Below are 26,965 nucleotides of genomic sequence, written 5' to 3'. Positions count from 1 at the left end.
GCGCGCGAAACATGCTAGCATCCCCGCAGGTTGCCGGAGGCCCGCCATGGACGACACCGACCTGCTTCTGACGCGCACGCTGGCCGCCCCGCGGCAGGCCATCTGGCGATGCTGGACCGAACCCCGACTTCTGACCCAGTGGTTCGCGCCCGCCCCCGCCGAGGCGGTGAGCGCGGTAATGCAACCTCGGCTGGGCGGGCTATTCGCGGTGGTGATGCGCATGCCCGACGGCAGCGAGACCGAGGCCCGGGGCTGTGTGCTGCTGGTCGACCCCGAGCGGCGGCTGGTCTTCACCGACACGATGCGCCAGGATTTCCGCCCCGCGCGCGAGCCCTTCTTCACCGCCGACATCCACCTGGCCGACGACGGGCCACGCACCACCTATACCGCCCGCGCCATGCATGCGGATGCGGCGACCGCCCGGCGCCATGTGGAGATGGGGTTTCACGAGGGCTGGGACCGGGCCGCAACGCAGCTGGAGGCGGTGGCGCGGAGTCTGAAGGATTGAGCCGGGCACGGATGGCACCAGACCGCGATGAGCCGGGAGAAGATGGGTGCGGGCGAGATCCCCGTCGCCGACGAGGCGGGGCGGCTTTTTGCGCCGTCGGCCGCGCGCAACGCCGAGGCGATCGCCCGCGTCGTGGCCCGCCACGCGCCCGCCGCGGGGCTGGCGGTGGAGATCGCCAGCGGCACGGGTCAGCACGTTGTGCGCCTGGCGGGCGAGCACCCCGATCTGGAGTGGCAGCCCACCGATATTGACGAGACCCGCCTGCGCAGCATCAACGCCCGCGCCGAGGCGGCGGGGCTGGAGAACCTGCGCCCGGCGGTGCATTTCGATGCCGTCAGCGATACCTGGTCCGAGGTTCTTCCGGGGGGTGGTGCACCGGATATGGTGCTGCTGGTGAACCTTCTGCACCTAGTCCCCGAGGCGGAGGCGCGGGCGATCCTGCAACGGGTCGGAGAGGCGCTGGCGCACGGCGGGATCTTCGTGCTTTACGGGCCCTTCCGCCGCGAGGGACGGTTCGTCAGCCAGGGCGACAGCGCCTTCGACCACGCGATCCGCCTGCGCCAGCCGGGATGCGGCTACAAGGATACGTTGCAGATCATGGATTGGGCACGAGCGGCGCGGCTGCAGCTGGTGGAGCGGGTCGAGATGCCGGCCAGCAACCTGACATTCGTCTTCCGCCGTTGAGGAGCGGACGAGGACAATGCGGGGCCGGGCGGCGCCCGACCGTCCTTCAGGGGCGATAGGCCTCGGGCTGGACGCGGTCGAACTCGACCGGGGGATAGGCCGAGGGTTCGCGCCGCAACTGGGGAAAGAGTTGCAATACCGAGTCGCGCAGGTCCTCGTCGAGGCCGGCGACCACCGTCTCGGTCAGCTCGACGCTGGCGACGGGCAGGCCGTTGGCCACGAAGATCTGCGGCGTGTCGAAGACCAGCGAAAAGAGCCGCGCCCTTTCCATCGAACGATCGACATAGGCCGCGTCCGACGTGCCTGCCAGCGCCCCGGCCGCCATCAGCCCGCCGGCGGTGTCCGACACGCCATCCAGCCGGTAGCCCGGGATCAGGATGGGGTGTTCGGGCGCCAAGACCAGGTCCTGCTGCGGCATCATGGGGCCGACGGCGCGGGGCTTGAGGCGCACGGGCGCGCGCTCCGGCTCGGCGCGCATCCGGTCCTGGGAGAGGCTTCGGCGCCAGACCATGCGAACGGGCTGCAACCCGTTGCTGCGTGTCACGATCAGGTCGCCCGGGCGGACGTTCTCGACCCTTCGCGGGCCGCAGGGGGTGCGGACCTGCGTGCCTTCCAGCAGCCCCCCTTCGAACGAATCCTGACGCTCTTCCGGCGTGTCTTGAGGATTTGTACCCATCGTCATCTGTGTTCCCTCGCGTTTTTGCGACCTTCAGTGAACCCAGCAATTGTGACGAGGGCGTGGTTACGACCGGGCAGATACCGCGCCCCGGCGCAAGACCGGGTCTGCGATTGTGCAGGCGGGAAAGGGGCCGTCGCGGGGCGCGGGGCAGGCTCAGGGCAAGAACGGGGGGGGCCCGCGACCGGGGGTTTCATGCCCCTGGCGCGCGGCCCTGTCCCGGCCCTTGCCCTGTCCTTCGTGGTCCGCTCAGCCGTCCTGGCGGATGCGGGCATTGGTGGGGTCGTAGGGGCTGTCCTCGGTCACCTCGGCATCCCACAGATCGCCCATGATCCGCACCTTCAGCTTCGTGCCCGGAGCGGTCAGCCGCTCGGGGACATAGCCCATGCCGATGGAGCGACCGAAGGCCTCGGACCAGCCGCCCGAAGTCAGGCGCCCGACCCGGGTCTCACCGTCATAGATCGCCTCGCGGCCCCAGGGGTCGGTATTCTCGGGCCCGTCGATCAGAAGGGTGACGCAGCGGCTGCGTACGGGGGCGTCGACCATGGCCTGCTTGCCGCGGAAGTCCTTGCCCAGGTCGATGAACCGGTCCAGCCCGGCCTCGATCGGGGTGGCGTCGCGGCCAAGTTCGGTACCGAATGCGCGGTAGCTTTTTTCCTGACGCAGCCAGTTCTGGGCCCGCGCGCCGACCAGCTTCATGTCCGAGGGGCGGCCGGCCTCCTCAAGCTGGTCAAACAGGTGGTTCTGCATCTCGATCGGGTGGTGCAATTCCCACCCCAGCTCGCCGGTGTAGGCGACGCGGATAGCGCGCACCGGGACCATGCCCAGTTCGATCTCGCGGGCCGAGAGCCAGGGGAAGCGTTTGTTGGACAGGGCGGTTTCGGGTTCGGGGTCGCGGATCAGGCGGCTCAGCACCTCGCGGGATTTGGGGCCGGCGATGGCGAAGACGCCCCATTGGGTAGTGACGTCGTGAACCTCGATATAACCGAACTCGCCGGCCTTGTCGGCGGCGGACTTGACCAGATCGTCGCTGTCATAGGCGGTCCATGCACCTGCCGATACCAGGTAGAAGCTGTCCTCGGCCAGGCGAACGATGGTGTATTCGCTGCGCGTCGTGCCGGCGGGCGAAAGGGTGTAGGTCAGGTTGATCCGCCCCACCTTGGGCAGGCGGTTGGTTGTCATCCAGTCGACGAAGGCGGCGGCCCCCGGCCCCTTGACCAGGTGCTTTGTGAAGGCGGTGGCGTCGATCAGCCCCACGCCTTCGCGGATCGCCCGGGCTTCTTCGCGCGCATGTTCCCACCAGCCGCCCCGCCGGAACGAGCAAGAGGCGTGGTCGTCGAAACCAAGGGGCGCGTAGTAATTGGGCCGTTCCCAGCCGTTGATCTGGCCGAACTGGGCGCCGCGTGCCTTGACCCGGTCGTAGCAGGGGGCCGTGCGCAGGGGGCGCGCGGCGGGGCGCTCCTCATCCGGCCAGTGGGGTTTCAGCAGGAAGGGGTAGGTTTCCTCGTTCTTGGTGACCGAATAGTCGCTGGTCACCCAGTTGCCGAAGCGGCGGGGATCCAGACTGGCCATGTCGATCTCGGCCTCGCCCTCGACCATCATCTGGGCCAGGTAGTGCCCGGCGCCGCCGGCGGCGGTGATCCCGAAGGAAAAGCCCTCGGCCAGCCACATGTTGCGCAGGCCGGGCGCCGGCCCCAGAAGCGGGTTGCCGTCGGGTGTGTAGCAGATGGGACCGTTGAAATCGTCCTTCAGCCCGACCTCTTCGGTCGAGGGGATCCGGTGGATGAAATCCATGTATTCCTGCTCGATCCGCTCCAGATCCAGCGGGAAGAGGTCGGCGCGGAAACTCTCGGGGACCGAGTGGCGGAAACGGGCGGGCGCGCCATCCTCGTAAGGTCCCAGAATCCAGCCGCCGCGCTCCTCTCGCACGTACCAGCGGGCATCGACATCCCGCAGCACCGGGTGCTCGGGGTTGCCGGCCTCGCGCCATGCGCGCAGGGCGGGGTCGGGTTCGGTCACGATATACTGGTGCTCAACCGGCACGGCGGGGGTCTTGATCCCCAGCATCCGCGCGGTGCGCTGGGCGTGGTTGCCGGTGGCGGTGACCACATGCTCGGCCCGTATGACGAACTGCTCGCCCGAGCGGATGAGGTTGCCGCCCTTCTCTTCCATGCGGGAGACCGTGACGTTCCAGTGCGAGCCGGTCCACGCGAACCCGTCCACCTGGCAGCGCCGTTCGATCGTGACGCCCCGCTGTCGGGCGCCGCGCGCCATGGCCATCGTCACGTCGGCGGGGTTGATGTAGCCATCGGTCGGATGGAAGATCGCGCCGACCAGGTCCTCGGTCCGCACCAGGGGCCAGCGTTCGCGGATCTGGGCCGGGCTCATCCATTCGAAGGGCACGTCCACCGTCTCGGCCGTGGCGGCGTAGAGGCGGTATTCATCCATCCGCTCCTCGGTCTGGGCCATGCGTAGGTTGCCCACCACCGAGAAACCGGGGTTGAGGCCGGTCTCGGCCTCGAGCGTCTTGTAGAACTTGATCGAATAGTCGTGGATCCAGGTCGAGGCGTAGCTCATGTTGAAATAGGGCAGCAGCCCCGCGGCGTGCCAGGTCGAGCCGCTGGTCAGCTCGTCCCGCTCAAGCTGCATGACATCCTTCCAGCCCGCGCGGGCCAGGTGATAGGCGATCGAGGTTCCGACCACGCCGCCGCCCACGACCAATGCCCTGACATCGGTTTTCATCCTGTATCTCCTTGGCCTGACCCGGACCCGCGCCGCCGGGCCGCGGGGTGTTCCGTTTCGTGATGCCATATTCCCGCCGGTCCGGCGCGGTCCTTCCGACCGATGATGCGCGAAAAGCGACCCCCCGCAAGGCGGGCCCTGTCGCGGGCGGTGTGATGGGCAGCGGGAGGGGCGCGCCCGCCCCGCGTCCCGCTGCCCTGCCCCCGCCCCCGGCCGCGCAGCTTCTTGCCACCCCTGACCCCGGCCCGTAGAAGGTAACGGGATCGCGACACCGGACGGGCCGCCAGATGAAGACATGCAGGGAAATCGCCGACTTCCGCGAGGTCATCGCGGGCTACAGGGCCGCCGGCGAAAGCGTCGCGCTGGTGCCGACGATGGGCTATCTGCACGCCGGGCACATGGCCCTCGTCACCCGCGCCCGAGAACTTGCCGACCGGGTCGTGGCGACAATCTTCGTCAACCCGACCCAGTTCGGACAAGCCGCCGACCTGGAGCAGTACCCCCGCAACGAGGCTGGCGACCTTCAGATGCTGGACCAGGCGGGCGTGGACGCGGTTCTGCTGCCTTCGGTCAAGGACATCTACCCCGAGGGGGACCAGACCATCGTCGAGACGACGCGGCTGGCCAACATGCTGCACGGGCTGGTGCGGCCGGGGCATTTTCGCGGCGTCACCACCGTGGTGGCACGGCTGTTCAACATCGCCACCCCCGATGTCGCCGTCTTCGGCGAGAAGGATTACCAGCAACTCCAGGTGATCCGCGCCATGGTGCGCGACCTGCATTTCCCCGTGGCCATCGCCGCCGTGCCCACCGTGCGCGAGGCCGACGGCCTGGCCATGTCGTCGCGCAATGCGCGCCTTGACCCCGAGGACCGCGCCGCCGCGACCGTGCTGAGCCGTGCGCTGTCCGAGGCCGAGGTCGCCGTGCGCGACCGGCCCACCGCAAGCCAGCTTGAGGATCGCATCCGCGCGGTCGTGGGCGCATGTCCGCGCGCCTCGGACCTGGCGGTGGACATCGTCCGGGCCGAAAGCCTGGCCCCCATCGAAGCCCGCATCGACGGGCCGGCCGCGATCATGCTTTCGGCCCGTTTCGGGGACGTTCTTTTAATCGATCAGAGGGTAGTCACACCATGAGCAGCCAAAGCCAGGGCGGTGCCGCCGCCGGAGCCACGCCCGTGAGGCGCATCACCGTTCCGCAGATAATTGCCCGCAAGGGCAAGGAACCCATCGTCTCGCTGACCTCGTACCACGCGCATACCGCGCAGATCGTGGACAAATACGCCGATTTCATCCTGGTGGGCGACAGCCTGGGCATGGTCGTGCACGGCATGGAAAGCACGCTGGGCGTGACGCTGGACATGATGATCACCCACGGCAAGGCCGTGATGCGCGGCACCCGCCGGGCGCTGGTCGTCGTGGACATGCCCTTTGGCAGCTACGAGGAAAGCCCCGCGGTGGCCTTCCGCAACGCCGCCCGCGTCATCCGCGAGACGGGCTGCGGTGCGGTCAAGCTGGAGGGGGGCGCGCGCATGGCCGAGACCATCCGCTACCTGACCGAACGCGGGATCCCGGTGATGGGCCACATCGGCCTGACGCCCCAAAGCACCAATGTCATGGGCGGGTTCAAGACCCAGGGCCGGGACGAGGATACCTGGCCCGCCCACGAGGCCGACGCCCGCGCCGTGGCCGAGGCCGGTGCCTTCTCGATCGTGCTGGAAGGCATGGTCGAGCCGCTGGCCGCCCGCATCACCCGCGACTGTCCGATCCCGACTATCGGCATCGGTGCCTCGGTCGAATGCGACGGGCAGATCCTGGTGCTGGAGGACATGCTGGGCCTGAACCCCAAGCCGCCGAAATTCGTCAAGGTCTACGGCACGCTGGGCGACATGATCGACCAGGCCGTCGGCGCCTATGCCGAGGAGGTGCGCGCACGCAGCTTCCCCAGCGAGGACGAGGTCTACCGCTAGGGATTGATCCCGGATCAAGCCCCCGGCGGGCGGGAATCCGAGGGGGTGATACCCTTGGTTCAGAACGTACGACGGGCCCCGCGATGGGGGCCCGTCGTCTGGTACTCTGGAACACTCGTACTACGCGAAATCAACGCCAGCGAATAATCTTGTGTTCCCCTAGATCCGGCTTTTTCTCCTCGCTGAGATTGGCCGCGGCGATCTGCAGGGCGAAGGTCACGGGGTTGGAGGTGTTGGACCAGACGGCCCCCTCCTGAAGGTCCAGACGCAGCAGGGCCACGTCCGCATCTTCGCGCCCCTTGTCGAACCATGCCGCAGCAATGGCCGACCAGATCTCGTCCAGCTTGGCGCTGTCCTGCGACAGGCTCAGCCGGCCCTCGACGCTGGCGTAGTAATCATGGCTTTTGCCCGTGAAGGTGAAATGCGCGGGGCACCCGGTCCCCACCGCGCGGGCCAGATCGCTCTGGCGCGAGGTGATGAACCAGATGACCCCGGCATCCGGGTCGCCGTGCGGGGCCATGGGCTGGCCGTGCTGACCGGATTTCTCGGCATGGAGGAACCCGGCCTTCACGTCCCCCAGCTGGTCGAACAGCTGGGCCTTGGCGTCGACGTTGGTGCGATCCGTATCAGCCATGTCAGCGCGTTTCCGCGAGCCAGTCGTCGATCTCGCGCCGGGCTTCGTCCTTGGTCTTGCCGTAACGCTCCTGGATCAGGCCCTCGAGGCGCTGGCGGTCGCCAGCGGCCTGGTCCAGTTCGTCATTCGTCAGCTCGCCCCATTTCTGTTGCGCCTTGCCGGCGAATTGCTTCCAGTTGCCTTCGATTTGGTCCCAGTTCATGGCACGTCTCCTGATCATTACAAACTTGTAACAATCAAACGTGCCCGGTCCCTGCCCTGTTCCTGAGCGATCCGCGAAAGGGCCGCAATCGGCCAAGCTTCGCCAACGGGCGGTCAGAGCATGCTGGGGACCACCAGATCGGGCGGACGGTGACCGTCGGCGAAGGTCTTGATGTTGATCAGAACCTTCTCGCCCATCTCGGCGCGGCCCTCGCGGGTGGCCGAGCCCATGTGCGGCAGGAGCACGACGTTGTTCAGCTCGCGCAGGCGCGGGTTGATGTCCTGCCGGCGCTCATAGACATCCAGCCCCGCCCCCGCGATCGCGCCAGATCGCAGCATCCGCGTCAGGGCGTTTTCGTCCACCACCTCGCCGCGCGAGGTGTTGACCACCACCGCCGTCGGTTTCATCAGGGCCAGCCGCCGTGCGTTCATCAGATGAAAGGTCGACGGCGTGTGCGGGCAGTTGATCGACAGGATATCCATCCGGCTGACCATCTGATCAAGGCTTTCCCACCATGTGGCGTCCAGCTCGGTTTCGGTTTCGGGGCGCAGGCGGCGGCGGTTGTGGTAATGGATCTGCATGCCGAAGGCCTTGGCGCGGCGGGCCACTGCCTGACCGATCCTTCCCATGCCAAGGATGCCCAGCCGCCGCCCGCCGACGCGACCGCCCAGCAATGCGGTCGGCGACCAGCCGGTCCAGGCCCCGGCCTGCATCAGCGCCAGCCCCTCGGGAATGCGGCGGGTGACGGCAAGGATCAGCGCCATCGTCATGTCGGCCGTGTCGTCCGTCACCACGCCCGGCGTATTCGATACCAGCACCCCGCGCTGGCGGGCGGTCTGGACATCGATATGGTCTACCCCGGCGCCGTAATTGGCGATCAGCTTCAGCCGCTCGCCGGCCTGGGCCAGCAGGGCCGCGTCGATCGTGTCGGTGACGGTCGAGACGAGAACATCGGCACCGCGCATGGCCCCCGCCAGCTCTTCGCGGCCCATGGGGGTGTCATCCTCGCGCAGGCGCGCATCGAAGAGTTCGCGCATGCGGGTTTCGACCGCCTCGGGCAGGCGTCGCGTGACGACAACACTCAGGCGTTCTCTTGCCATTACTGCTCCTCCCGGCCTTTCGCGGCCATCCCTCTTCTGCCAAACTGCACCAGTCTTAGGCGAGGAACAAGCGCCGTCGGGCACGGGAATCATTTGAGGTCGGCAGCGGCAATCATGCGCAGAATCCTTCTCGCGACGCTTCTGGCGGCGGTCGCGCCCCTTATGGCCGACCTGAAGGCCCACGCCGCCGGCACCGATGCCCCCGGCACGGTCGCAGCAGGCCCCGAAACGGGCGCTGAATCCGGTGCCGATACGCCCCCCGCTAGCGCCGCCGATCCCACGGCCGACGACGCGACGGTCGCGGCCCCGGACACCACCGCCCCGCCGCCCCCCTCCGCCACGCCCGAGACCAAACGCGGCCCCGTCACCAACCTTCCCCTGCCCCGCTATGTCTCACTCAAGACCGGCGAGGGGAACGTGCGGCGCGGCCCCTCTCTGACCCACCGCATCGACTGGGTCTTCACCCGCCGCGACATGCCGCTTCAGATCACCGGCGAGTACGGCCATTGGCGCCGGGTCCGCGACCGGGACGGCGCCGGCGGCTGGATGCATTACGCCCTGCTATCCGGGGTCCGCACCGTCATCGTCGAAGAGGATCTGACCCCGCTGCGTGCCCAGCCCTTCGCCGAGGGCCAGGTCCGCGCCTACGCCGAGGCCGGGGTCGTGGCACAGCTTGACGAATGCCGCATCGACTGGTGCCGGATCGAGGCCGACGGCAACGCGGGCTGGGTGCCCAAGACCACCGTCTGGGGCGTCGATCCCTGGGAATTGCGCGAGTAGTCCCTCCCGCCTAGCCGTGGGTCGGCCAGGCGTGATGCTCGTCATCGATCACGAAGGCATGGGCGTGGACGGGCGCCGCGCCGCCGGGTGCTTGTGCGCCCCCTGCGGTCGCCGCTGTCGGGCTGGCCGTGTCGCCCGCCGGCGCCGCCAGATGCGGATGGTCGGGCGGCAGGTCGGGATGGGCGTGGCGCAGCACCTCGGGATCGCCCGCCGGCCACAACCGCAGCCCCGCGAAGGTGCCCGCCAGTGCCAACAGCCCCAGGATCAAGGCCGCCTGCCCCAGCCCCGCCGCCTGCCCGACCCAGCCCGCCACCGGGTAGGTCACCAGCCAGCAGGCATGTGAAAGCGCGAACTGCGCCGTGAAGACGGCTTGGCGGTCCTCGGGGTGGGACGACCGGCGCAAGAGCCGCCCCGACGGGGTCAGCACCGCGCCATAGGCCACGCCCAGCGCCGCCCAAAGCCCAAGCAGCGCCACCCACGGCAGGGGCTGGCCGCCGAAACTGCCGCGCAGGCCATAGCCGAGGGTCAGCATCGCAAGCACACCGGCCGCCGCCGACATCACCGGCCGGTCGCCCAGCTTGGAAAGCAGCCGGGGCAGCGCCAGCGCCGCCAGCATCGAGCCCGCGCCAAAGGCCGCCATCGCGACAGCCACGCCGGTCTCGCCCCGATCGATGCCCTGGGCCGCCGCCCCGGCCGCGGTATCGCCACCGCGCACGATCACCACCGTGTTGACCAGCACGAAGGCCCCCGCCGCAGCGGCCGCCAGGTTGAACGACAACAGCCCCCGCAGTCGGGGCGTCGCAAGGTAGATCCGCGCGCCCCGGGTCAGCCGCTCGCGAAAGCCGCGCCTGGCCACAGCCCCGCCCTCCTCGCCCGGCAGGGCCCGCCGCGCCAGCGGGCTGGCCCAGACCAGCAGGGCCGAACCCAGGAAACCCGCGACCGTGCCCAGAAACAGGCTCTGGTAGCTCAGCACCACCAGCAGCAGGCCGGCCAGGGCCGGGCTGAGCAGGTTTTCCAGGTCATAGGCCAGCCGCGAGAGCGAGAGGGCGCGGGTATAATCCTCTTCCTCCGGCAGGATATCGGGGATCGTGGCCTGGAACGCCGGGGTGAAGGTGGCCGACGCCGCCTGAAGCAGGAAGATCAGCACGTAGACCTGCCAAATCGCATCGACGAACGGCAGGGCCAGCGCCACCACCGCCCGGATCAGGTCGGCCCCGATCAGGACCTTCTTGCGCGGCAGCCGCTCGGCCAGGGCCCCGGTGACGGGCGAGAGGCCCACATAGGCCACCATCTTGATCGCATAGACAGTGCCCAGCACCGCCCCCGCCTGCGCCCCGGCCAGGTCATAGGCCAGCAGGCTCAGCGCTACGGTCAGAAGGCCGGTGCCCAGCAGGGCCACGACCTGGGCCGAGAAAAGCCGGCGATAGACGGGGTGGGAAAGGACGCGGATCATGGCAGGATGGTAGCGCGCCACCCGGGTGCCCGCCATTCCCGGGATGTCGCAGGGTGTCGCAGATCAATGCCCGGGCAGGCAACGGGCCACGCCAGAGGGCGCGCGGCGGCTCAGCGCCGCGCCGCGCCGCCCTCATCGCCCTGAGACGCCTGCGCTCCGCGTTTGCCCGCCCCGGCAAACAGTCCGCTCAGCGCCCGCTGAACCAGCCCCGTGACCGATGGCCGCCGCCCCTTCGAGAAGGGCAGCGGGCGACAGACCTCGATCGCCGCGACGCCGACGCGCGCGGTCAGCGCGCCGTTGACGATCCCCTCTCCGAAGCGGCGCGACAGTTTCGACAGCAAACCACCCCCCGCGACCGAGCCGATCAGGTCGTCGCCAACCGCCACTGCCCCGGTGGCCACCAAATGGGCAAAGACCGTCCGCGTCAGACGCCAGCTTCCCAGCGTGCCGGCCCGGCCGCCATATATCTCGGCGATGCGGCGGATCATCCGCAGGTTCGAGGTCAGGGCCGCCGCTACGTCTGCCAGCGCCAGCGGCACCACCGCCGTCACCGTCGCCACCTGCCGCGCCGCCGCCTCGACCTCGCGCTGGGCGCGGATGTCCAGGGGCGCCAGGATCTCGGCCTCGGCCAGGTGCAGCAGCGCCGGCGCATCAAAGACATCGCCCCGCCGCTCTGCGAAGCGGTCGCGCCCCCAGGAGACGTCGCTGCGCCCGGCGTAAAAGCCGACCAGCCGGTCGGCGGCGGCACGGGCGTCCGACAATTCCCGGGTGGCCATCGCATGTTCGGCCGCCTGGCGGATGGTGTCGATCCGCCCCAGCCGGGCAAAGGCCGCCAGTTCCCGCAGCGCGATGCCCAGAAGCGCCAGCAGCACGGCCCCGATCAGGACCACCGCCGTCCAGCCCAGCACCGGGTTGCGCGCCAGCATCGACATGGCAAAATCCCAGGCCGCGACCGAGACGCCGAAACTGATCAGCGCCCCCGCCGCCCCCCAGAAAAGCCGCCCCAGAAAGCTGCGCCGCCCGGCCGCGAGCATCGCCGCCTGCTGCATCGCAGCCGGCCGCGCCGGAAGCCCGCCACCGGGTCCGAGGTCCGATTCCAGTTCGGGCACCGGCGGCGCGAGCGCGGGGTCATGGGCCGGATCGGACCGCCCGCCCGCGCCACCGCGCCCGGGTCCGGTCCGCGCCCGGATCAAGTCGTCCTCTGCGGGGCGCGCCCCGCCCGCAGGATCAGGGGGAGGCGTCCGGTGCGCCGAAGCAGGGGCCTGCGCGGCCGCCGGTGCCTCGTCGTCATACTCGATCAGCACGGGTTTGCGGGGAGGCTTCATTTCAGGCGATCTCCGATCAGGAATTCCGCCGCCCGGTCCAGGCGGATGTGGGGCGGCCCCTCGTCCCGGCGCAGGGTCAGGGGCGCCGGGGCGAAATGCATGGCCCCATAATCCCCGTCCAGCCAGCGCGGCGCGCCCTCGCGGGCCGGTGCCAGAAGCACCGCCGGATCGACCGGCAACTCCCCAGGATAGAAGGCCGCCCGGCGCCCCCCGTCCAGCAGCGTGCCGCGCACCACCTCCAGCGGATGACCCTCGTGGGTGATCGTGTCCTCGACCGTGGTCCGCAGCGAGGCAATGGACATGGCCTCGGTCCGGGCGCCGGCGAAATCGGCGCGGCTGCGGGCATCGCGCACCAGCGCCTCCATGATGCCGGTCAGACGGGCGTGCTGGGCGTGGTGAAGATGGTCGGCCTTGGTCGCGGCAAAGAGGATCCTCTCCACCCGGCGGCCCAGGATCGAACTCAGCCAGCTGTTGCGGCCCGGGCGGAAGGCGGTGAGGATCTCGGCCAGGGTGGCGCGCAGATCCTCCAGCGCCGGCGGCCCGGCGTGGATCGCGCCCAGCGCATCGACCAGCACCACCTGGCGGTCGATGCGGGCGAAATGATCGCGGAAGAAGGGTTTGACCACCTCGCGCTTGTAGGCGTCGAAGCGGCGGGCCATCTCGCGGCGCAACGCCCCGCGCCCGGTCCTCGCGCCCGCCGCGACCGGCGGCAGAGGGGCGAATGTCAGCACCGGCGATCCGGCCATCTCCCCCGGCAGAAGGAACCGGCCCGGCGTGCAATCCGAATAGCCCGCGGCGCGGGCCTCCTGAAGGTAGGCGGTGTAGCTTTCGGCCAGGCGCTGGGCCAGCGGCTCGTCGAACTCGGCAGCCGGGTCGGTACGGGCCGCGAGGTCGGCAAAGGCGCGGCCCATCGGGCGCGTGTCCAGCCGCGCCAGCGCCTCGGCCGCCCAGCCGTCGTAATCCTTGTCCAGCAGCGCCAGGTCCAGAAGCCACTCGCCGGGATAGTCGATGATGTCGAGATGGATCGTGCGCGGCCCCGACAGGGCGCCCAGCATGCCCTGCGGCTGGACCTTCAGCGACAGGCGCAGTTCGCTGACGGCGCTGGTGGGTTCGGGCCAGCGCGGGCTGGCGCCGGTCAGGGCGGCCAGGTTGGCCTCGAAGGGAAAACGCGGGATCGTGTCGTCGGGCTGGGGCTGCAGATAAGCGGTACGGATCGCGCCATTGGCGGCCGCCGTCAGCTGGGGCATCCGCCCGCGATCCAGCAGGTTGGCCACCAGCGAGGTGATGAACACCGTCTTGCCCGAGCGCGCAAGCCCGGTGACCCCGAGCCGGATCACCGGCTCGAAGAATGTCTCGGATACGGTCGAGCTGACACCCTCGACCCCGCGGGCCAGACCATCGGCGATTGTTGTGAAAACCACGTCGTCCCCTCTTGTTCCTCCCCCTAGATAGGCCGCGCGAGGCGGTGCCGCCAGTGCCGGCAGGACAGCGGTGCGTCGCCCGGGCACCAGGTCGCACAGCCCGGCGCCTTCTCGTCCCCCTCCCCACGCAATCCCAATTGCCAAATTCGACGACAGGCGCTAGGTCCGCCCGCATGCCGCGCTATGCCCTCAAGATCGAATATGACGGCGGCCCGTTCTCGGGCTGGCAGCGTCAGGTCGCGTTTCCCTCCGTCCAGGGCGCGATCGAGGCCGCCCTGGCCCGCATCGCTCCCGAAAAGCCGCTGATCCAGGGTGCCGGCCGCACCGACGCGGGCGTGCACGCCCATGCCCAGGTAGCTCATGTCGATCTTGCGCGCGAATGGGATCCGTTCCGCCTGGCAGGGGCCATCAACTACCACCTGAAACCCGCCCCCGTCGCGATCCTGGACGTGGCGCCCGTCGCCGACGATTTCCACGCGCGTTTCAGCGCAAGCGGCCGACGCTACATCTTCCGGCTTCTCAGTCGCCGGGCCCCGGTGACCCTGGAGCGCGGTCAGGTCTGGCAGGTGGGCCACCCGCTCGAGCTTGCCCCGATGCAGGAGGCGGCAAGGCTTCTGCTTGGCCATCACGACTTCACCACCTTCCGCTCCAGCACCTGCCAGGCGGCATCGCCGATGAAGACGTTGGACAGGCTGGAGATCACCCGCCGCGACCTCACGGTCGGCGCCGAGTTCACCTTCGACGTGCGCGCCCGCAGCTTCCTGCATAACCAGGTCCGCAGCTTCGTGGGCACCCTGGAACGGGTCGGCGTCGGGGCCTGGCACCCCGAGGACGTGGCGCGCGCCCTCGAGGCCCGCGATCGCAGCGCCTGCGGACCGGTCTCGCCCCCCCAGGGGCTCTACCTCGCCGGGGTGGACTACCCCCGGGATCCCTTCGCTTCCGCAGCCAGCTAGGACTGCCTCGCCCGTTTCATTGTCGCTCAAATATCCCGGACGCACGCTGGCCGCAGGCGGAAGGCCGGATATTTAGACGACAGTGAAACAAGGGGCGGAGCACGCTGCCCTCACCTTGCGCGCACGGCCTCGGCCAGCTCCAGCACCCGGGGGCCGAGGTTCTCGACAATCAGTTCGACCCCCGCCGCGTTGGGGTGGAGGCGGTCGTCCTGGAGGTATTTCAGCAGCAGGCCGGCTGTTTCGGTCCGGGCGGTGATGGGGCCGAGGAAGTCCTTTTCGTAAAGCACACCGTGGCGCTCGGCGAGCGCGGGGTACATGCCGTCGAAGGCCTGCTTGAACTCGGGCCCGAAATTGCGGGAGGCGACGAGACCCACCAGCAGCACCTCGACCTTCTTTTCCCGGGCGGCCAGGATGATCCCTTCGAGGTTGCGCCGCGAAGAGGCGGGGTCGGTCCCGCGCAACAGGTCGTTGCCCCCCAGCGCCAGGATCATCGCATCAACAGAGGGTTGCAGCGTCCAGTCGAGCCGGGCGAGTCCGCCGCGTGTCGTGTCGCCGGAGACGCCGGCGTTGACCAGGCGCACGTCCGCCCCCCGCTCGTCGAGCCAGGCCTGGAGTTGCGGCACGAACCCCTGCCCGCCCCGCAGGCCGTAGCCCGCGGTCAGGCTGTCGCCCATCGCGGCGATCGTCACGGTCTGGGCCAGCGCCCAGCCCGGCGCCGCGAGGGCCGACAAAGTCACCGCGGCGGCCAGCATCGCCTTGCGCAGCCCGCCGGGCGTCCCATATCCAAGGCAGGCGGCACCACGGCGCGCAAACCGAAACAGGGACGATTTCATGGATGACACGGTTCTGTCCCTGCGCGACGCGCGGCTGACATTGGACGGCAACGCGGGCCCGGTCGAGATCCTGCACGGGATCACGCTTTCGGTCAGGCGGGGCGAGACGCTGGGGCTGGTCGGTCCTTCGGGATCTGGCAAGTCGTCACTCCTCATGGTGATGGGCGGTCTGGACCGGGCCACGGGCGGCGAGATCCGCGCCCTGGGCCAGGATCTTTCCGCCATGAACGAGGACCGGCTTGCCCGTTTCCGCAGGGACAATATGGGTGTGGTCTTCCAGTCCTTCCACCTCATTCCGACGATGACGGCAATTGAAAATGTCGCGACCCCGCTTGAGCTGGCCGGGCGCCGGGACGCGTTCGAACGTGCCGCCGAGGAGCTGGAGGCCGTTGGCCTGTCCCATCGGCTCGACCATTACCCGAGCCAGATGTCGGGCGGCGAACAGCAGCGCGTGGCACTGGCCCGCGCCGCCGCCCCCCGTCCCGCCATCCTGCTGGCCGATGAGCCGACGGGCAACCTGGACGGCGAGACCGGCGCACGCATCATGGAGACCCTCTTCGGCCTGCGCGACCGCGCCGGATCGACCCTGGTGCTGGTCACCCACTCGCGCGAGCTTGCGCGGCGCTGCGACCGGGTGATCCGGCTGGTCGACGGGCGGCTGGCCCCGGGCGACGGGCTTGTGCCGGCCGGGCTGGAGGATGATGTCGCGGGTGCGACGGGAGGCCTTGCGCCCGCCTCGGCGGATGCGCTGGCGGCCTCGAACGGCCCCGCGCGTCGATGACCGGGACCGGGCCGCAGGCCAGCACCCCGCAGCGCGCCCGCTTCGCGACCGAGCTTGCCTCGGCCCTGCGCATCGCCCGGCGTGAGCTGCGCGGTGGCTTGGCGGCCTTCCGGGTCTTCCTTTTCTGCCTGATGCTTGGCGTCGCGGCCATCGCTGCCGTCGGCGTCGTGCGCGCGGCAATCCAGGAAGGGCTGACCCGAGAGGGGGCGAGCCTGCTGGGCGGCGACGCCGAGCTGACCTTCACCTACCGGGTCGCCACGGGGCCCGAGCGCGACTGGCTGGAGGCCAACGCCCAGCGCCATTCCGAGGTGGTCGAGTTCCGCTCCATGGCCGTCACCGGCGCGGGCGACGGGGCCGAGCGTGCCCTGACCCAGGTCAAGGCGGTCGACGGGGCCTATCCGCTGGTGGGCCAGGTCGAGTTGTCGCCGCCCATGCCGCTGGCCCAGGCGCTTGCGGGCCGGAACGGCCTGCCGGGTGCCGTGGTACAGCCGCTTCTGGCCGACCGGCTGGGATTGCAGCCCGGCGACCGCTTCCGGCTGGGCACGCAGGAATTCCTGCTGACGGCCCTGCTGGAGCGTGCCCCGGACGGGGCCACCGACGGCTTTGCCCTGGGGCCGCGCACGCTTGTCGCGACGCCGGACCTCGATGGCTCGGGCCTGCTGGGACCCGGGACGCTCTATTCCACCCATTACCGCATGCTGCTGCCCCCGGACGCCGAGTTGGAGCGCGTCAAGGCCGAGGCGCTGGCGCGTTTCGCCGACCAAGGCGCGCGCTGGCGGGATGCGCGCCGGGGCGCCCCCGGCATCCAGCGTTTCGTGGACCGGCTGGGCACCTTCCTGGTGCTGGTCGGCCTGGCCGGGCTGGCGGTCGGCGGGGTCGGCGTCTCGGCCGCCGTCCGGGCCTATCTGGCGACCCGGCGCGGCACCATCGCGGTGCTCAAGACGCTGGGTGCCTCGCGGCGGGTCATCCTGATGGCCTATGGCGCGCAGATCGGGGTGCTGTCGGCGCTGGGCATCGGTGCGGGGCTGTTGCTGGGCCTTGTGCTGCCGAACATCGCGCTGCCGCTGCTGGCCGCCCGGCTGCCGGTGCCGGCGGTGCCCGGGCTGCACCCCGCCCCCCTGTTGCAGGCGGCACTTTACGGGGCGCTGACAGCGGCGGTCTTCACCCTCTGGCCCCTGGCCAGCACCGACCAGATCCGCCCCGCCGCCCTTTTCCGGGAGGCTTTCACCCGGATCCGCGCCTTTCCGCGCCCCGCCTTCATCCTGGTGACGGCGGTGCTGCTGGCGCTGCTGGTGGGGGCGGCGGCGCTTTTCGCGGGTTCGGCCCGGCTGGCGCTGGCGGCCGCGGTGGGGATCGCCGGGGCGCTGGTGGCATTGGCGCTGGCGGCGCTGGCCCTGCGCTGGCTGGCGCGCCGGCTGGCAAGGCTGAGGGCGTTTCGCGGACGGCCCAGCCTGCGGCTTGCCCTGGCCTCGATCGGGGGGCCGGGACAGGAGGCGATGTCGGTGGTGCTGGCCCTGGGCCTGGGTCTGTCGGTCATGGCCACGGTCGGTCAGATCGACAGCAACCTGCGCCAGACCATCGCCGGTGATCTGCCCGAGGTCGCCCCCAGCTATTTCTTCGTCGACATCCAGCAGGACCAGATCGACGAGTTCCGCGACAGGCTGGCCGCCAATCCCGGCGTCACCCGGGTCGAGGCCGCGCCCATGCTGCGCGGGGTCATCACCCGGATCAACGACCGCCCGGCCGAGGAGTTCGGAAACCACTGGGTCCTTCGTGGCGACCGGGGCCTGACCTATGCCGCCACGCAACCGAAGGGCACCCGCCTGACCGCCGGCACCTGGTGGCCCGAGGATTACGCCGGCCCGCCCCAGATCTCCTTCGCCGCCGAGGAGGCCGAGGAGATCGGCCTGACCCTGGGCGACACGATCACGATCAACATTCTGGGCCGGGACATCACGGCCACGATCACCAGCCTGCGCGAGGTCGATTTCTCGAACGCGGGGATCGGCTTTGTCATGGCGATGAACCCCGCCGCGCTGGCCGGGGCGCCCCACAGCTTCATCTCGACCGTCTATGGCGACGCCGAGGCCGAGGCGGCGATCCTGCGCGAGTTGTCGACCGCGTTTCCCAACATCACCGCGATCCGGGTGCGCGATGCCATCGACACGGCCGCCCGGCTGATGGAGGGGCTGGCGGCAGCGATCGCCGCCGGCGCCGGGGTCACGCTGCTGACCGGCTTTGCCGTGCTGATCGGAGCCGCCGCCGCCGGTGAGGGCGCCCGCAGCTTCGAGGCCGCGGTGCTGAAGACGCTCGGCGCCTCGCGGGTGCTGGTGCTGGGCAGCTTTGCCCTGCGCTCGGTCCTGCTGGGGGCGGCAGCGGGAGCTGTGGCGATCGCGGCCGGGGGCGCCTCGGCCTGGTGGGTGCTGGAACGGCTGATGGGGTTGAACTATGATTTCATGGCCCTGCCCGCCCTGGCCGTCGTCGGCGGCGGGATCGCGGTGACGCTTCTTTCCAGCCTCTTCTTCTCGCTGCGTTCCATCTCGCGTCGGCCGGCCCGGGTCCTGCGCGGGCGCGAGTAGCGCCGCGCCGAAAGCCCATCCGCAGTTACCAATCCGAAAGATCCCCTGCGCTATGCAATCGTGGGTAGTGGGTGAAAATCGGGTGACGAGTATGACGGATGAACTTCAGACGCGTGATGTGAATGTGCACGATCTCAACAACATGCTGGCGGCGATCATGATCAGCGCCACGATCGTCGAGCGGGAGTCGGAGGCTCCTGGGATGGCCCATCGACACGCGGGCCATATCCTGGACATGACGCGGAACGCGGTCCGGCTGATCAACGGCGCGGACGACCCAAGGCGGGCGCGCGCATCGGAAGGGGCTGGTGCGACCGCACCCCCCGCCAATTGCGGCGAGGTTGCTCCCGAGGTGCATGGTGCGGCCCCCCGTATGGTGCGCAGCGCGGCCACGGGCGCCGCTCAGGGACCGGCGCGGGGCATGGGCCGGGCGTTGGCGGCCCGCCCTCCCCTGCCCCGGGCGAACCGGCTGGACGGTGTCAATCTGCTGCTGGTGGAGGATGACGCGACCCTCGCCGGGGTTCTCGAAAACTGGCTGGCCCTTTGCGGAGCCCAAGTGACGGTCGCCGGGGACATCGCCACCGCGCGGGGTCACCTGGAGGGCAACACCCCGCCCGAGATTGTCCTCTGCGATCATTTTCTGCCCGACGGCACCGGGCCGGACCTGGCGCGAACCCTCGACGGCCCACTCGACGGGCGGCCCGACGCGCAGCCCGCGCGGATCATGGGGCGCCGATCTGCCCGCGCCCTCGCGGCACGGCCCGCCTTTTGCCTCATGTCGGGCGCGGTCGGCGGCGCCGGCACGCTGGACATGCGGGGCGGAACGGCCCTGATCGACGCCAGCTTCGCCAAGCCCCTGCGCCTGGGCGCCCTGGCGGCCGAGCTTGCCCGCCTAGCCCGCATGGTCCGCCAGGAAAGGACCATGGCATGCGCCTGATGATCGCCGACGACCACGACTTGCTGCGCGAAAGCCTGTGCCATTACCTGGAGGGGGAAGGCGGGTTCGAGATCTCGACCGCCTCCAGCCTGCCCGGCGCCCTGCGCCAGATGGACGGCGCCGCGCCCTACGACCTGGTGCTGCTGGATTACTGCATGCCCGGCATGAACGGGATGAACGGCCTGCGCGAGGCGATCGAGGTGAACGTGGGCCAGCCCGTCGCCCTGATGTCGGGCACGGCCAACCGCTCCGTCGCGCAGGAGGCGCTGGATGCGGGCGCGGTCGGCTTTCTGCCCAAGACCATCGGCGCCCGGTCCCTGGCCCATGCCATACGCTTCATGGCAGCGGGGGAGGTGTTCGTGCCCGTGGGCTTCATGACCGCCGAGGAGGAGGGCGAGACCACGCGCGGCGACCTTTCGGCGCGCGAGCATCAGGTCCTGGGCGGGCTGTGCCGGGGCCTGTCGAACAAGGAAATCGGCCGCGAAACCGAATTGCGCGAAGTCACCGTGAAGCTTTACGTCAAGACGTTATGTCGCAAACTGGGCGCGCGAAATCGGACCCATGCCGCGATGCTCGCACGGGATGCGCAAATATTCTGAAGGACTGAGAGGAATTTCCTGCTTCCATCCCTTGGCTATTGAAGGAATTTGGCACCCGGTTTTTGCATTACCCGGCGGCGTTACTTTACGCCCGCACCTTTAGGTTGTATTCTCATTGAGAAAATCATTGTCATCAACCTTAACACCCGACTATCCATGAACGTGGATCGTCACAGGCCGGGGCACGAGTATGCGAACCTTGTTTTACGCTTTGCTGACGTCATTCAGCTTTGCGAATGCGGTACAATCCGCCCCCGAAACGGTCGGGATCGCAACCTCGAATGCCGGGTCGCTCCATTACAACATGGCCACCGCCATTGCCCGGGCGGCAAACGACGCAGGGTTGAAAACCACCGTTCAGCCCGCGACCAGCGCCAATCAATATCTGCCCCACATCAATGCAGGCGGTATCGAATTCGGCATCTCAAATCTCCAGGAGATGAATTACGCGCTGACCGGCGCAGAATGGTGGAACGGCCTGGCCAGTCCGAACCTGCGCGTCGTCGCCCTGCTGATGCCCCTGCGCGAGGCGATCTTCGTGCGCGCCGACAGCGATATCCGTTCGGTCGCGGACCTGCGCGGGCGCAAGGTGCCGGCCGGCTATGTGGCGCAGAATTCGATCAACGCCCAACTGGCCGCATTCTATGCCGCCGCCGGCCTTGACGAGGGTGACATCCGGCCCGTCAACGTGCCTTCTGTCGTGGCAGGCGCCGACGCGTTCATCTCGGGCGATGCCGAGGCTTTCATCTTCGCGCTCGGCGCCGGCAAGGTCTCGGAAGCGGCCGCCGCCGTCGGAGGCCTGCGCGCCCTGGGCGTTGCCAAGCCCGACGAGGAAACGCTGAAGGCAGCCCGCGGCGCCTGGCCGACCCTGACCTTCGTCGAGGTCGCGGCCGGATCGGCCATCGGGGTCGACGACGACGGTGTCTTCTTCGCCCTGCCCCAGGCGCTGGTGACCCACGCGGGCGTGCCCGACGAGACTGTGGCGGCCATGGCGCGCGTGCTCCACGAGGGGCACGAGGTGCTGACCTCGACCTTCCCGGGCTTTGCCCTCTTCAACCCGATGGCGATGAAGGGCGATGTAGGCACCGCCGAGTATCACCCCGGCGCGTTGCAGTTCTACCAAGAGATCGGCCTGGAATGAGAAGACCGACCGCCCCCGCGCCGGGTGTAGCGCTAGGTCTTGCGCCAGACATCGCGCTGCCCCGCCTTCCGGGCCAGGCGTGAGCGGCAGCGCCGCCCCCCCGTCTTCCCGCCCGCTCACGGCCCTTGTCGCCGACGGGCTTTCCACGCTGCTGGTCCTCGTGGCGATCGCCTGGTCGCTGAACCTGACCCGCAAGCTGGGCTTTCACTTCTACGCACAGCAATACCTCGCCCTACTGCTGGGCCTGTCGCTGGCGATCACGTTCCTGTCGTCACGCAGCTGCGAGGCCCGGCCCACGCGGGCTGCGCCCTGGGGCGATCAGCTGCTTGCGGCCCTGTCGCTTCTGGTGCTGGGCTTCGTCGCGCTGCGCTACCCGGCACTGGTGCTGCAAGTCTTCCTCAAACCCCTCGCGGTCTGGGTGCCGGGGCTGCTGACCACCGCCCTGCTGCTCGAGGCCCTGCGCCGGATCACCGGCTGGGCCCTGCCTGCGATAGTCACGGTCTTCCTTTTCCTGGCGCTGGCAGGAAACATGCTGCCCTGGGACCTGGACCTGCGGGTGCAGGAGTTCCGCCTGTTGTCGGGATATATGGGGTTCGACGCCAACGCCGTGCTGGGCCTGCCGCTGGCAGTGGCGGGCGGGGTGATCGTGGTCTTTCTGCTGCTGGGCGCCCTTCTGGGCCTGACCGGGGGCACGAGGTTCTTCACCGACCTGTCGATCGCGCTCATGGGACGGTTCCGGGGCGGGTCGATGAAGATCGCGGTGCTGTCCTCGGCCCTGTTCGGCACGGTCTCGGGCTCGGCGGTGGCCAATGTCCTGTCGACGGGCACGGTCACCATTCCTCTGATCAAGGATGACGGCTTCTCGCCGCCCAAGGCCGCGGGGATCGAGGCCGCGGCCTCGACCGGCGGACAGCTTCTGCCGCCCGTGATGGGTGCTGCCGCCTTCCTCATGGCCGAGTTCCTCGAGGTGACCTATGCCGCCGTGGCCTATGCCGCGTTGTTGCCCGCGCTGCTGTTCTATGCCGCGCTTTTCATCCAGGCCGACTTCGAGGCCGCACGCCTGAACCTGCGGCCGATGCATTCCTCGCGCCGCCCGCCCCTGCGGCGGCTGTGGGGCGGCTGGCATTTCCCGCTGACCTTCGCGGTGCTGATCTTCCTGCTCTTCGGCCGGGGGTTCCAGGCAGAGCGTGCGGGCCTTTGGGCGGCGGCCACGCTGATCGTGACGGGGATGATCTTTGGCTATGGCGGCCAGCGGCCCGGCCTGCGCGCGCTGGTCCAGGGATTTGCCATCACCGGACGCCGCGCCTCCGAGATCGCGGTGATCGCGGCGGGCGCCGGCGTCGTGATCGGCGTGCTGGGCATCACCGGGCTGGGCTTCAACCTGACCTACGTGCTGGTCGCCCTCGGCGGGGGCAACCCCGTCGTGCTGTTGCTGCTGGCGGCGCTGATCTGCATCGTGCTGGGCATGGGGCTGCCGACCCTGGCGGTTTACGTGCTGCTGGCGGCGCTGGTGGCGCCCGCCCTGGTCGAGACGGGGGTGCCCCCGATGGCGGCCCATCTATACGTGCTTTACTTCGGGATGATGTCGATGATCACCCCGCCGGTCGCCATGGCGGCCTTTGCCGCCGCCTCGATCGCCGATGCACCACCGATGCGGTCGGGGCTGCACGCGATGCGATTTGGCTGGGCGGCCTATGTGGTGCCCGTCCTTTTCGTCGCGGCGCCCTCGATGCTGCTGGCGGCGCCGCTGCCGGTGGCGATCCTGGCGGGGCTGACCGCGCTTGCGGGGATATGGGCGGTCTCGGCCGCGCTGGTCGGCGGGGCCGTGGTTTCCGGACCGGCGCCGCGGATCGCGCTGGCGGCGGCGGGCTTGGCTTTGCTGGTGCCCGCCGATGCGTTCGAGGGGGGCTGGATCACCGATTTGGCCGGCGCCATGGGCCTGGCCCTGGTGTTGATGCTGGCCCGGGGCGAACGGGCGCGACGGGCCCGCGTGGTCGAGCCCGGCTGAACGCCCCCTCCCCCAGTCAGACGAAGATGAAACTGTCGCGCAGGGCCGCGTCCCAGTCGGCATCGGGCAGGGTTGCCATCGCGGGCTCGGCCATCTGCTGGGGGGCGGTGTCGCCCTGCGTGGCGAGGGGTGCGGCCTGAGCGCTGGCGGTGCTGTCGGTCGTCTCGACGTAGACGGCTGTCCAGTCGCCCCACTCGGTCCCGTCATGGGCCCGGATGAAGATGAACTGATCCCCCGCCGCGTCGTCGCCCAGCACCCACAGGTCGGCCAGCTCGGCCGCCGTGATCTCGAGCCCGCCGCTGGCCTGAAGCGTTCCGACCCCGTCAAGGTAAAGGCTGTCGGCGCCGACGGCATCGATCACCTCGTAGGCCACGACCGCATCGCCGTCGGCATCCGCCACCGTCAGCGCATCGGCCAGCCGGGAAGAGCCGCCGGCCGCCACGGTGATGGCGCTGCTGTCGATGGTCGCCAGGTGGTTCGCGGTGACCACGTGGAAGGTGTAGGATTCGGTCCAGCTCGTGCCGTCATAGGCGCGGATACTCAGGCTGCGGGTGCCCAGGGTGCTGTCGGACTGAATCCAGACCGACCAAAGCTGATCGGCGGTGATCTCGTACCCAGCCGAGGCATCGACCGCCCCCACGCCCGAGATGTAGATCCCCTGCCCCGAGCTATCGGTGATCTGGTAAGCCATAGCCGTGTCGCCGTCGGCGTCGGTATAGGTGAGGTTGGCGCCAAGGCTGGTCCAGCGACCGACCGAAAGGGTCTGGTCGGCAACGGTGACCGTGCCGACCGTGTCGGCGGTCGTCACCTCGAAGGCTGCCCAATCGCCCCAGTCCTTGCCGTCATAGGCCCGGATGCGCAGGGTCTGGCTGCCCTCGGCCGAGGCCCCCTCGACGTAAAGATTGGCCAACTGCCCCGCGTCCAGCACGTAGCCCGCCGAGGCGTCGACCTGACCGACACCGCTGAGGTAGAAGCTGCTTTCGCCCGCCAGGTCCAGGATTTCATAGCTGACGGCCGCGTCGCCGTCGGCATCGCTGTAATCCAGCAGGTCCTTGACCGCGACGAAACTGCCGACGCCGACGGTCACCGATAGATCCGCCACCCGGGGCACGTAATTGTCGGTGCTGAGCACGAAGCTTTCCCAGTCGCCCCAGCCGGTCTGGTCGTCATAGGCGCGCACGCGGATGGTCTGATCGCCCAGCACGGCCTCGCCCTGAAGCCAGACGCCGCCCAACTGGCTGGCCGAAATGATATAGCCCGCGCTTGCGTCCACGATGCCCGCGCCGTCGACATAGACGCTGTCGGCGCCGCTGTTGTCCTGGATCTCATAGGCGCTGACGTTGCCCGAACCACCGGTCAGCGTCAGGATCGAGATCAGCGAGATCCAGCGCCCGGAGGCCACGCTTTGGTCCGCGATGCTGACGGTGGCGGAGCTGGCGACCAGCGAGACGGTCTGATCATCGAAGATCAGGGTTTCCACGTTGTTCAGCGTGGCCGTGGCGCCGTTGCCCGACACCTCGGTCACGGCACCGCTGGTGGTGATGGTGTAGCTGGCGGCATTGCCCGAAAAGACGACGCTGTCCTGCCCCGCGCCGCCGTCGATCCGGTCCGCGCCGCCGCCGCCGGTGATGCGGTTGTCGGCGTCGTTGCCCGTGATCGTGTCGTTGCCGCTGCCGGAGACCACATTCTCGATCACGGTGCTGCGGTCGATGGTCAAGGAATTGGGCAGGCCCAGCACGTCCGAGATGGCGCCCGGGCGCAGGTCGATGACCTGATCCTGGCTGGCGTGGCCCAGGTCCAGCGTGTCGTTGCCGCCGGTATCAAAGATCGTCAGCAGCAGCCCGTCGCCAGACGCCCCCGTCCACAGGTCCAGGTAGCCGCCGGCGGTCGAGCCCCGGCCATAGACCGTGTCGCCCGCGTGCTGCGCACCCGGATCGCCGTAAAGCGACTGGATCGCGATGATGTCGGCCTGCATCGGGGTCAGGTGCACGGCATAGTCCAGCCCGTCGGTCGTGTTGGACCAGGGGTCCATGTAGGACATTACCGAGTTGAGCCAACTGTCGTTGAGATAGTGATTGTCGCCGCTTTCCAGCGTGGTGCCGTAATCGGCCGCGCCGTTGTAGTCACCCGCGTGACCCAGACCCAGGGCGTGGCCGATCTCGTGCAGGTAGGTGGAGTAGGAATAGCTGTTGATCGTCGCCTGCCCGTTGACCAGGTCGGGCTGGATCCACGCGGTCGAGACGTTGATGACCGAGCGCAGGATCGTCCCCCCCGAGGTGGTCGACCAGGAATAGGCGCCGCTGTCGGAATCGTCGAAGAAGATGTCGGCGGTCTGGCCCAGGTCCTCGTCCACGAAGACGAACTCGATACCGCTGACGTCGGACCAGGCCTCCAGCGCCCAGGTGGCGTATTGCTGCCCCGCCGAGGTCAGCGAGGTGATGTCGACCGAGATGCTGCGATCGGCGCCCAGGGCAAAGGCCCGGCCCTGCCCGCCGCCGTCCTGCCAGTAGCCATCTGTAAGATAGGCCGCGATCTGGTCGTCGTCGTATTCGGGAAGCGCCTCGCCCAGGTCGGTGACGGTCAGCGTGTAGGATCCGCTGCCGCCAAGGTAGCCGCTGCCGGTCAGGGCCCAGGCGGCCACGTAGTAAGTGCCGCTTTCGCTGGCCACGAACTCGAACTGGGCATCCAGCCCGTTGCCGCCGTCATCGTTGAACGAGATCAGCTCGCCCGCGCCATCGTAGAACAGCAGGTAGGCGTCCGAGACGCCGCCCGTACCGCCGCCGCTCATGGTGATCTGGATGTTGTCGCCGGCGGTGACACTGATCGCGATCCAGTCGCCGTCGCCGGACAGCGAACCCGAGAAGCTGTCGCCCTTGGTCAGCGTGTAGCCGGTGGACGTGCCCTCGGGCGCGTCCGTCCCCTCGACGACGGCGGCGTCGGTTATGCTGTCGGCATCGCCCCGGATGCTGGCCGCGATTTCGTCTTCAAGCGAGGCCCGGATCATCGCTCACCCCTTTGTGTGCTGGTGGTGGTCCCCGTGGCCGCGCCTTGCGCGCCGGGCCATCCGCTGAGGCGCAGAAGGTTGCGCAGGAAGTGCTCAACCGCCGCGGCAGGCAGGGCGCGGCTGTCCTGGACCGATGTGTCGAGCATCGGGCTGCTGCCCGCCGCGCGGCATGGCTGCTGGCGACAGTCCAGCCAGGAAAGACGCCCTTCCAGGCGGGTTGGTGTGGCGGTCCGCATCTCCAGCCGCAGCAGCGTCTCGACCCCAGCGGCGGGATCGTCGCCGGGGGTCGCGGGGGCCCGGGATTGCGGTTCGTGCCCCATCTGGCGCAAAAGCTCAGTGAGGGTGGTGCAAAGCCCGTCGAGGCGCGCGGCCTCGGCCCCCACCACCGGCGCATTGACGGCCCCGGCCCCGCAGTCCAGCGCCGGCCCCTTGGCGCCTAGCGCGCCGCCCGCAGGCAGCATCAGCGCCATCACGGCGACGGCCATCCTCATGTGCGCCGGTGCCGGATCGCGGTGCGCCGTGCGGCGCCCCCGTCCCGGCCCGCGACGACGCGCGGTGGCCTGTGCTGCTGTCCCACTTCCATCTCTCCTGTCACCCGGTGCCGCCCACGCGAAGCGCCCCCCATCCCCGGCGGGCCTT

General features: G+C 69.4%; 23 protein-coding genes. 12 read left to right on the top strand and 11 right to left on the bottom strand.

Annotated elements, in window-relative coordinates:
* Nucleotides 1-46 precede the first annotated feature (46 nt).
* The gene (locus CLV77_RS15145) at nt 47-508 is read left to right on the top strand and encodes an SRPBCC family protein (protein ID WP_076980379.1); all 462 of its coding nucleotides are present in this window, start codon (nt 47-49) and stop codon (nt 506-508) included.
* A gap of 27 nt (nt 509-535) precedes the next feature.
* The gene (locus CLV77_RS15140) at nt 536-1,192 is read left to right on the top strand and encodes a DUF938 domain-containing protein (protein ID WP_076980378.1); all 657 of its coding nucleotides are present in this window, start codon (nt 536-538) and stop codon (nt 1,190-1,192) included.
* A gap of 46 nt (nt 1,193-1,238) precedes the next feature.
* Here CLV77_RS15140 and CLV77_RS15135 read toward each other — a convergent pair whose 3' ends face one another.
* Both CLV77_RS15135 and CLV77_RS15130 read right to left on the bottom strand, forming a co-directional pair.
* Nucleotides 1,239-1,874, bottom strand: a complete 636-nt coding sequence (locus CLV77_RS15135; RefSeq protein WP_076980377.1) for a Hint domain-containing protein — start codon at nt 1,872-1,874, stop codon at nt 1,239-1,241.
* A 243-nt stretch (nt 1,875-2,117) separates the two neighbouring features.
* Nucleotides 2,118-4,610 carry a GcvT family protein gene (locus CLV77_RS15130; RefSeq protein ID WP_076980376.1) on the bottom strand — a complete coding sequence of 831 codons (2,493 nt, stop codon included), beginning with the start codon at nt 4,608-4,610 and terminating at the stop codon, nt 2,118-2,120.
* 287 nt (nt 4,611-4,897) lie between these two features.
* On the opposite strand from CLV77_RS15130, the gene panC reads away from it, so the two are divergent.
* Together panC and panB are read left to right on the top strand one after the other, a co-directional pair.
* Nucleotides 4,898-5,743: a pantoate--beta-alanine ligase gene (gene panC, locus CLV77_RS15125; protein ID WP_076980375.1), complete on the top strand. Its 846-nt coding sequence runs from the start codon at nt 4,898-4,900 to the stop codon at nt 5,741-5,743.
* Nucleotides 5,740-6,576, top strand: coding sequence for a 3-methyl-2-oxobutanoate hydroxymethyltransferase (gene panB, locus CLV77_RS15120; RefSeq protein WP_076980374.1), 837 nt, complete (start codon nt 5,740-5,742; stop codon nt 6,574-6,576). The genes panC and panB overlap by 4 nt, the downstream gene beginning before the upstream one ends.
* A 130-nt stretch (nt 6,577-6,706) precedes the next feature.
* Here panB and CLV77_RS15115 read toward each other — a convergent pair whose 3' ends face one another.
* The 3 genes from CLV77_RS15115 to CLV77_RS15105 all read right to left on the bottom strand — a co-directional run bounded on the left by CLV77_RS15115 (nt 6,707) and on the right by CLV77_RS15105 (nt 8,512).
* Complete coding sequence (locus CLV77_RS15115; RefSeq protein WP_076980373.1) at nt 6,707-7,210, bottom strand: pyridoxamine 5'-phosphate oxidase family protein; 504 nt, start codon at nt 7,208-7,210, stop codon at nt 6,707-6,709.
* Nucleotide 7,211: 1 nt separating this feature from the next.
* The gene (locus CLV77_RS15110; protein ID WP_076980372.1) at nt 7,212-7,412 is read right to left on the bottom strand and encodes a CsbD family protein; all 201 of its coding nucleotides are present in this window, start codon (nt 7,410-7,412) and stop codon (nt 7,212-7,214) included.
* A 113-nt stretch (nt 7,413-7,525) separates the two neighbouring features.
* Nucleotides 7,526-8,512 carry a 2-hydroxyacid dehydrogenase gene (locus tag CLV77_RS15105; protein WP_076980371.1) on the bottom strand — a complete coding sequence of 329 codons (987 nt, stop codon included), beginning with the start codon at nt 8,510-8,512 and terminating at the stop codon, nt 7,526-7,528.
* 114 nt (nt 8,513-8,626) lie between these two features.
* Here CLV77_RS15105 and CLV77_RS15100 point away from each other — a divergent pair, with 114 nt between their 5' ends.
* On the top strand, nt 8,627-9,292 hold the full coding sequence (locus CLV77_RS15100; protein ID WP_083707814.1) for an SH3 domain-containing protein: 666 nt from the start codon (nt 8,627-8,629) through the stop codon (nt 9,290-9,292).
* Between the two features lie 10 nt (nt 9,293-9,302).
* Here the strand turns inward: CLV77_RS15100 and CLV77_RS15095 are convergent, their stop codons facing one another.
* From CLV77_RS15095 to CLV77_RS15085, 3 genes are all read right to left on the bottom strand, one after another.
* A complete protein-coding gene (locus tag CLV77_RS15095; protein WP_076981148.1) occupies nt 9,303-10,745 on the bottom strand; it encodes an MFS transporter in 1,443 nt (480 codons plus the stop codon).
* A gap of 110 nt (nt 10,746-10,855) precedes the next feature.
* Nucleotides 10,856-12,070 carry a YcjF family protein gene (locus tag CLV77_RS15090; protein ID WP_076980370.1) on the bottom strand — a complete coding sequence of 405 codons (1,215 nt, stop codon included), beginning with the start codon at nt 12,068-12,070 and terminating at the stop codon, nt 10,856-10,858.
* Nucleotides 12,067-13,491, bottom strand: a complete 1,425-nt coding sequence (locus tag CLV77_RS15085) for a YcjX family GTP-binding protein (RefSeq protein WP_076980369.1) — start codon at nt 13,489-13,491, stop codon at nt 12,067-12,069. Before CLV77_RS15085 ends, CLV77_RS15090 begins: the two co-directional genes overlap by 4 nt.
* A gap of 173 nt (nt 13,492-13,664) precedes the next feature.
* On the opposite strand from CLV77_RS15085, the gene truA reads away from it, so the two are divergent.
* Nucleotides 13,665-14,444, top strand: a complete 780-nt coding sequence (truA, locus tag CLV77_RS15080) for a tRNA pseudouridine(38-40) synthase TruA (protein ID WP_076980368.1) — start codon at nt 13,665-13,667, stop codon at nt 14,442-14,444.
* A gap of 110 nt (nt 14,445-14,554) precedes the next feature.
* On the opposite strand, the gene CLV77_RS15075 is transcribed toward truA, so the two are convergent.
* Nucleotides 14,555-15,277, bottom strand: coding sequence for an arylesterase (locus CLV77_RS15075; RefSeq protein ID WP_076980367.1), 723 nt, complete (start codon nt 15,275-15,277; stop codon nt 14,555-14,557).
* On the opposite strand from CLV77_RS15075, the gene CLV77_RS15070 reads away from it, so the two are divergent.
* The 6 genes from CLV77_RS15070 (at nt 15,276) to CLV77_RS15045 (ending at nt 23,322) form a co-directional block, all read left to right on the top strand.
* Nucleotides 15,276-16,058, top strand: coding sequence for an ABC transporter ATP-binding protein (locus CLV77_RS15070; RefSeq protein WP_083707813.1), 783 nt, complete (start codon nt 15,276-15,278; stop codon nt 16,056-16,058). The genes CLV77_RS15075 and CLV77_RS15070 overlap by 2 nt on opposite strands.
* Nucleotides 16,055-18,637, top strand: a complete 2,583-nt coding sequence (locus tag CLV77_RS15065; RefSeq protein WP_076980366.1) for an ABC transporter permease — start codon at nt 16,055-16,057, stop codon at nt 18,635-18,637. Before CLV77_RS15070 ends, CLV77_RS15065 begins: the two co-directional genes overlap by 4 nt.
* A gap of 91 nt (nt 18,638-18,728) precedes the next feature.
* Nucleotides 18,729-19,574: a response regulator gene (locus CLV77_RS15060; protein WP_076980365.1), complete on the top strand. Its 846-nt coding sequence runs from the start codon at nt 18,729-18,731 to the stop codon at nt 19,572-19,574.
* Entirely contained in the window at nt 19,565-20,173 is a 609-nt protein-coding gene (locus tag CLV77_RS15055) for a response regulator transcription factor (RefSeq protein ID WP_076980364.1), read from the top strand. Before CLV77_RS15060 ends, CLV77_RS15055 begins: the two co-directional genes overlap by 10 nt.
* Before the next feature lie 190 nt (nt 20,174-20,363).
* Nucleotides 20,364-21,314 (top strand): TAXI family TRAP transporter solute-binding subunit, encoded by a 951-nt coding sequence (locus tag CLV77_RS15050; protein WP_076980363.1) that lies wholly within the window; start codon nt 20,364-20,366, stop codon nt 21,312-21,314.
* A gap of 79 nt (nt 21,315-21,393) precedes the next feature.
* On the top strand, nt 21,394-23,322 hold the full coding sequence (locus CLV77_RS15045) for a TRAP transporter permease (RefSeq protein WP_076980362.1): 1,929 nt from the start codon (nt 21,394-21,396) through the stop codon (nt 23,320-23,322).
* Nucleotides 23,323-23,338: 16 nt separating this feature from the next.
* Here the strand turns inward: CLV77_RS15045 and CLV77_RS15040 are convergent, their stop codons facing one another.
* A complete protein-coding gene (locus CLV77_RS15040; RefSeq protein WP_076980361.1) occupies nt 23,339-26,326 on the bottom strand; it encodes a M10 family metallopeptidase C-terminal domain-containing protein in 2,988 nt (995 codons plus the stop codon).
* Complete coding sequence (locus tag CLV77_RS15035) at nt 26,323-26,817, bottom strand: hypothetical protein (RefSeq protein WP_143815110.1); 495 nt, start codon at nt 26,815-26,817, stop codon at nt 26,323-26,325. The genes CLV77_RS15040 and CLV77_RS15035 overlap by 4 nt, the downstream gene beginning before the upstream one ends.
* Nucleotides 26,818-26,965 lie beyond the last annotated feature (148 nt).

Source organism: Brevirhabdus pacifica (assembly GCF_002797755.1).
Taxonomy (GTDB): Bacteria; Pseudomonadota; Alphaproteobacteria; order Rhodobacterales; family Rhodobacteraceae; genus Brevirhabdus; species Brevirhabdus pacifica.
This window is presented reverse-complemented; position numbering and strand designations above follow the sequence as displayed.

Excerpts from the sequence above, each read along its gene's own strand:
- CLV77_RS15145 (WP_076980379.1), top strand. The coding sequence starts at position 47 with ATGGACGACACCGACCTGCTTCTGACGCGCACGCTGGCCGCCCCGCGG.
- CLV77_RS15140 (WP_076980378.1), top strand. The coding sequence starts at position 536 with ATGAGCCGGGAGAAGATGGGTGCGGGCGAGATCCCCGTCGCCGACGAG.
- CLV77_RS15135 (WP_076980377.1), bottom strand. The coding sequence starts at position 1,874 with ATGACGATGGGTACAAATCCTCAAGACACGCCGGAAGAGCGTCAGGAT.
- CLV77_RS15130 (WP_076980376.1), bottom strand. The coding sequence starts at position 4,610 with ATGAAAACCGATGTCAGGGCATTGGTCGTGGGCGGCGGCGTGGTCGGA.
- panC (WP_076980375.1), top strand. The coding sequence starts at position 4,898 with ATGAAGACATGCAGGGAAATCGCCGACTTCCGCGAGGTCATCGCGGGC.
- panB (WP_076980374.1), top strand. The coding sequence starts at position 5,740 with ATGAGCAGCCAAAGCCAGGGCGGTGCCGCCGCCGGAGCCACGCCCGTG.
- CLV77_RS15115 (WP_076980373.1), bottom strand. The coding sequence starts at position 7,210 with ATGGCTGATACGGATCGCACCAACGTCGACGCCAAGGCCCAGCTGTTC.
- CLV77_RS15110 (WP_076980372.1), bottom strand. The coding sequence starts at position 7,412 with ATGAACTGGGACCAAATCGAAGGCAACTGGAAGCAATTCGCCGGCAAG.
- CLV77_RS15105 (WP_076980371.1), bottom strand. The coding sequence starts at position 8,512 with ATGGCAAGAGAACGCCTGAGTGTTGTCGTCACGCGACGCCTGCCCGAG.
- CLV77_RS15100 (WP_083707814.1), top strand. The coding sequence starts at position 8,627 with ATGCGCAGAATCCTTCTCGCGACGCTTCTGGCGGCGGTCGCGCCCCTT.
- CLV77_RS15095 (WP_076981148.1), bottom strand. The coding sequence starts at position 10,745 with ATGATCCGCGTCCTTTCCCACCCCGTCTATCGCCGGCTTTTCTCGGCC.
- CLV77_RS15090 (WP_076980370.1), bottom strand. The coding sequence starts at position 12,070 with ATGAAGCCTCCCCGCAAACCCGTGCTGATCGAGTATGACGACGAGGCA.
- truA (WP_076980368.1), top strand. The coding sequence starts at position 13,665 with ATGCCGCGCTATGCCCTCAAGATCGAATATGACGGCGGCCCGTTCTCG.
- CLV77_RS15070 (WP_083707813.1), top strand. The coding sequence starts at position 15,276 with ATGGATGACACGGTTCTGTCCCTGCGCGACGCGCGGCTGACATTGGAC.
- CLV77_RS15075 (WP_076980367.1), bottom strand. The coding sequence starts at position 15,277 with ATGAAATCGTCCCTGTTTCGGTTTGCGCGCCGTGGTGCCGCCTGCCTT.
- CLV77_RS15065 (WP_076980366.1), top strand. The coding sequence starts at position 16,055 with ATGACCGGGACCGGGCCGCAGGCCAGCACCCCGCAGCGCGCCCGCTTC.
- CLV77_RS15060 (WP_076980365.1), top strand. The coding sequence starts at position 18,729 with ATGACGGATGAACTTCAGACGCGTGATGTGAATGTGCACGATCTCAAC.
- CLV77_RS15055 (WP_076980364.1), top strand. The coding sequence starts at position 19,565 with ATGCGCCTGATGATCGCCGACGACCACGACTTGCTGCGCGAAAGCCTG.
- CLV77_RS15050 (WP_076980363.1), top strand. The coding sequence starts at position 20,364 with ATGCGAACCTTGTTTTACGCTTTGCTGACGTCATTCAGCTTTGCGAAT.
- CLV77_RS15040 (WP_076980361.1), bottom strand. The coding sequence starts at position 26,326 with ATGATCCGGGCCTCGCTTGAAGACGAAATCGCGGCCAGCATCCGGGGC.
- CLV77_RS15035 (WP_143815110.1), bottom strand. The coding sequence starts at position 26,817 with ATGAGGATGGCCGTCGCCGTGATGGCGCTGATGCTGCCTGCGGGCGGC.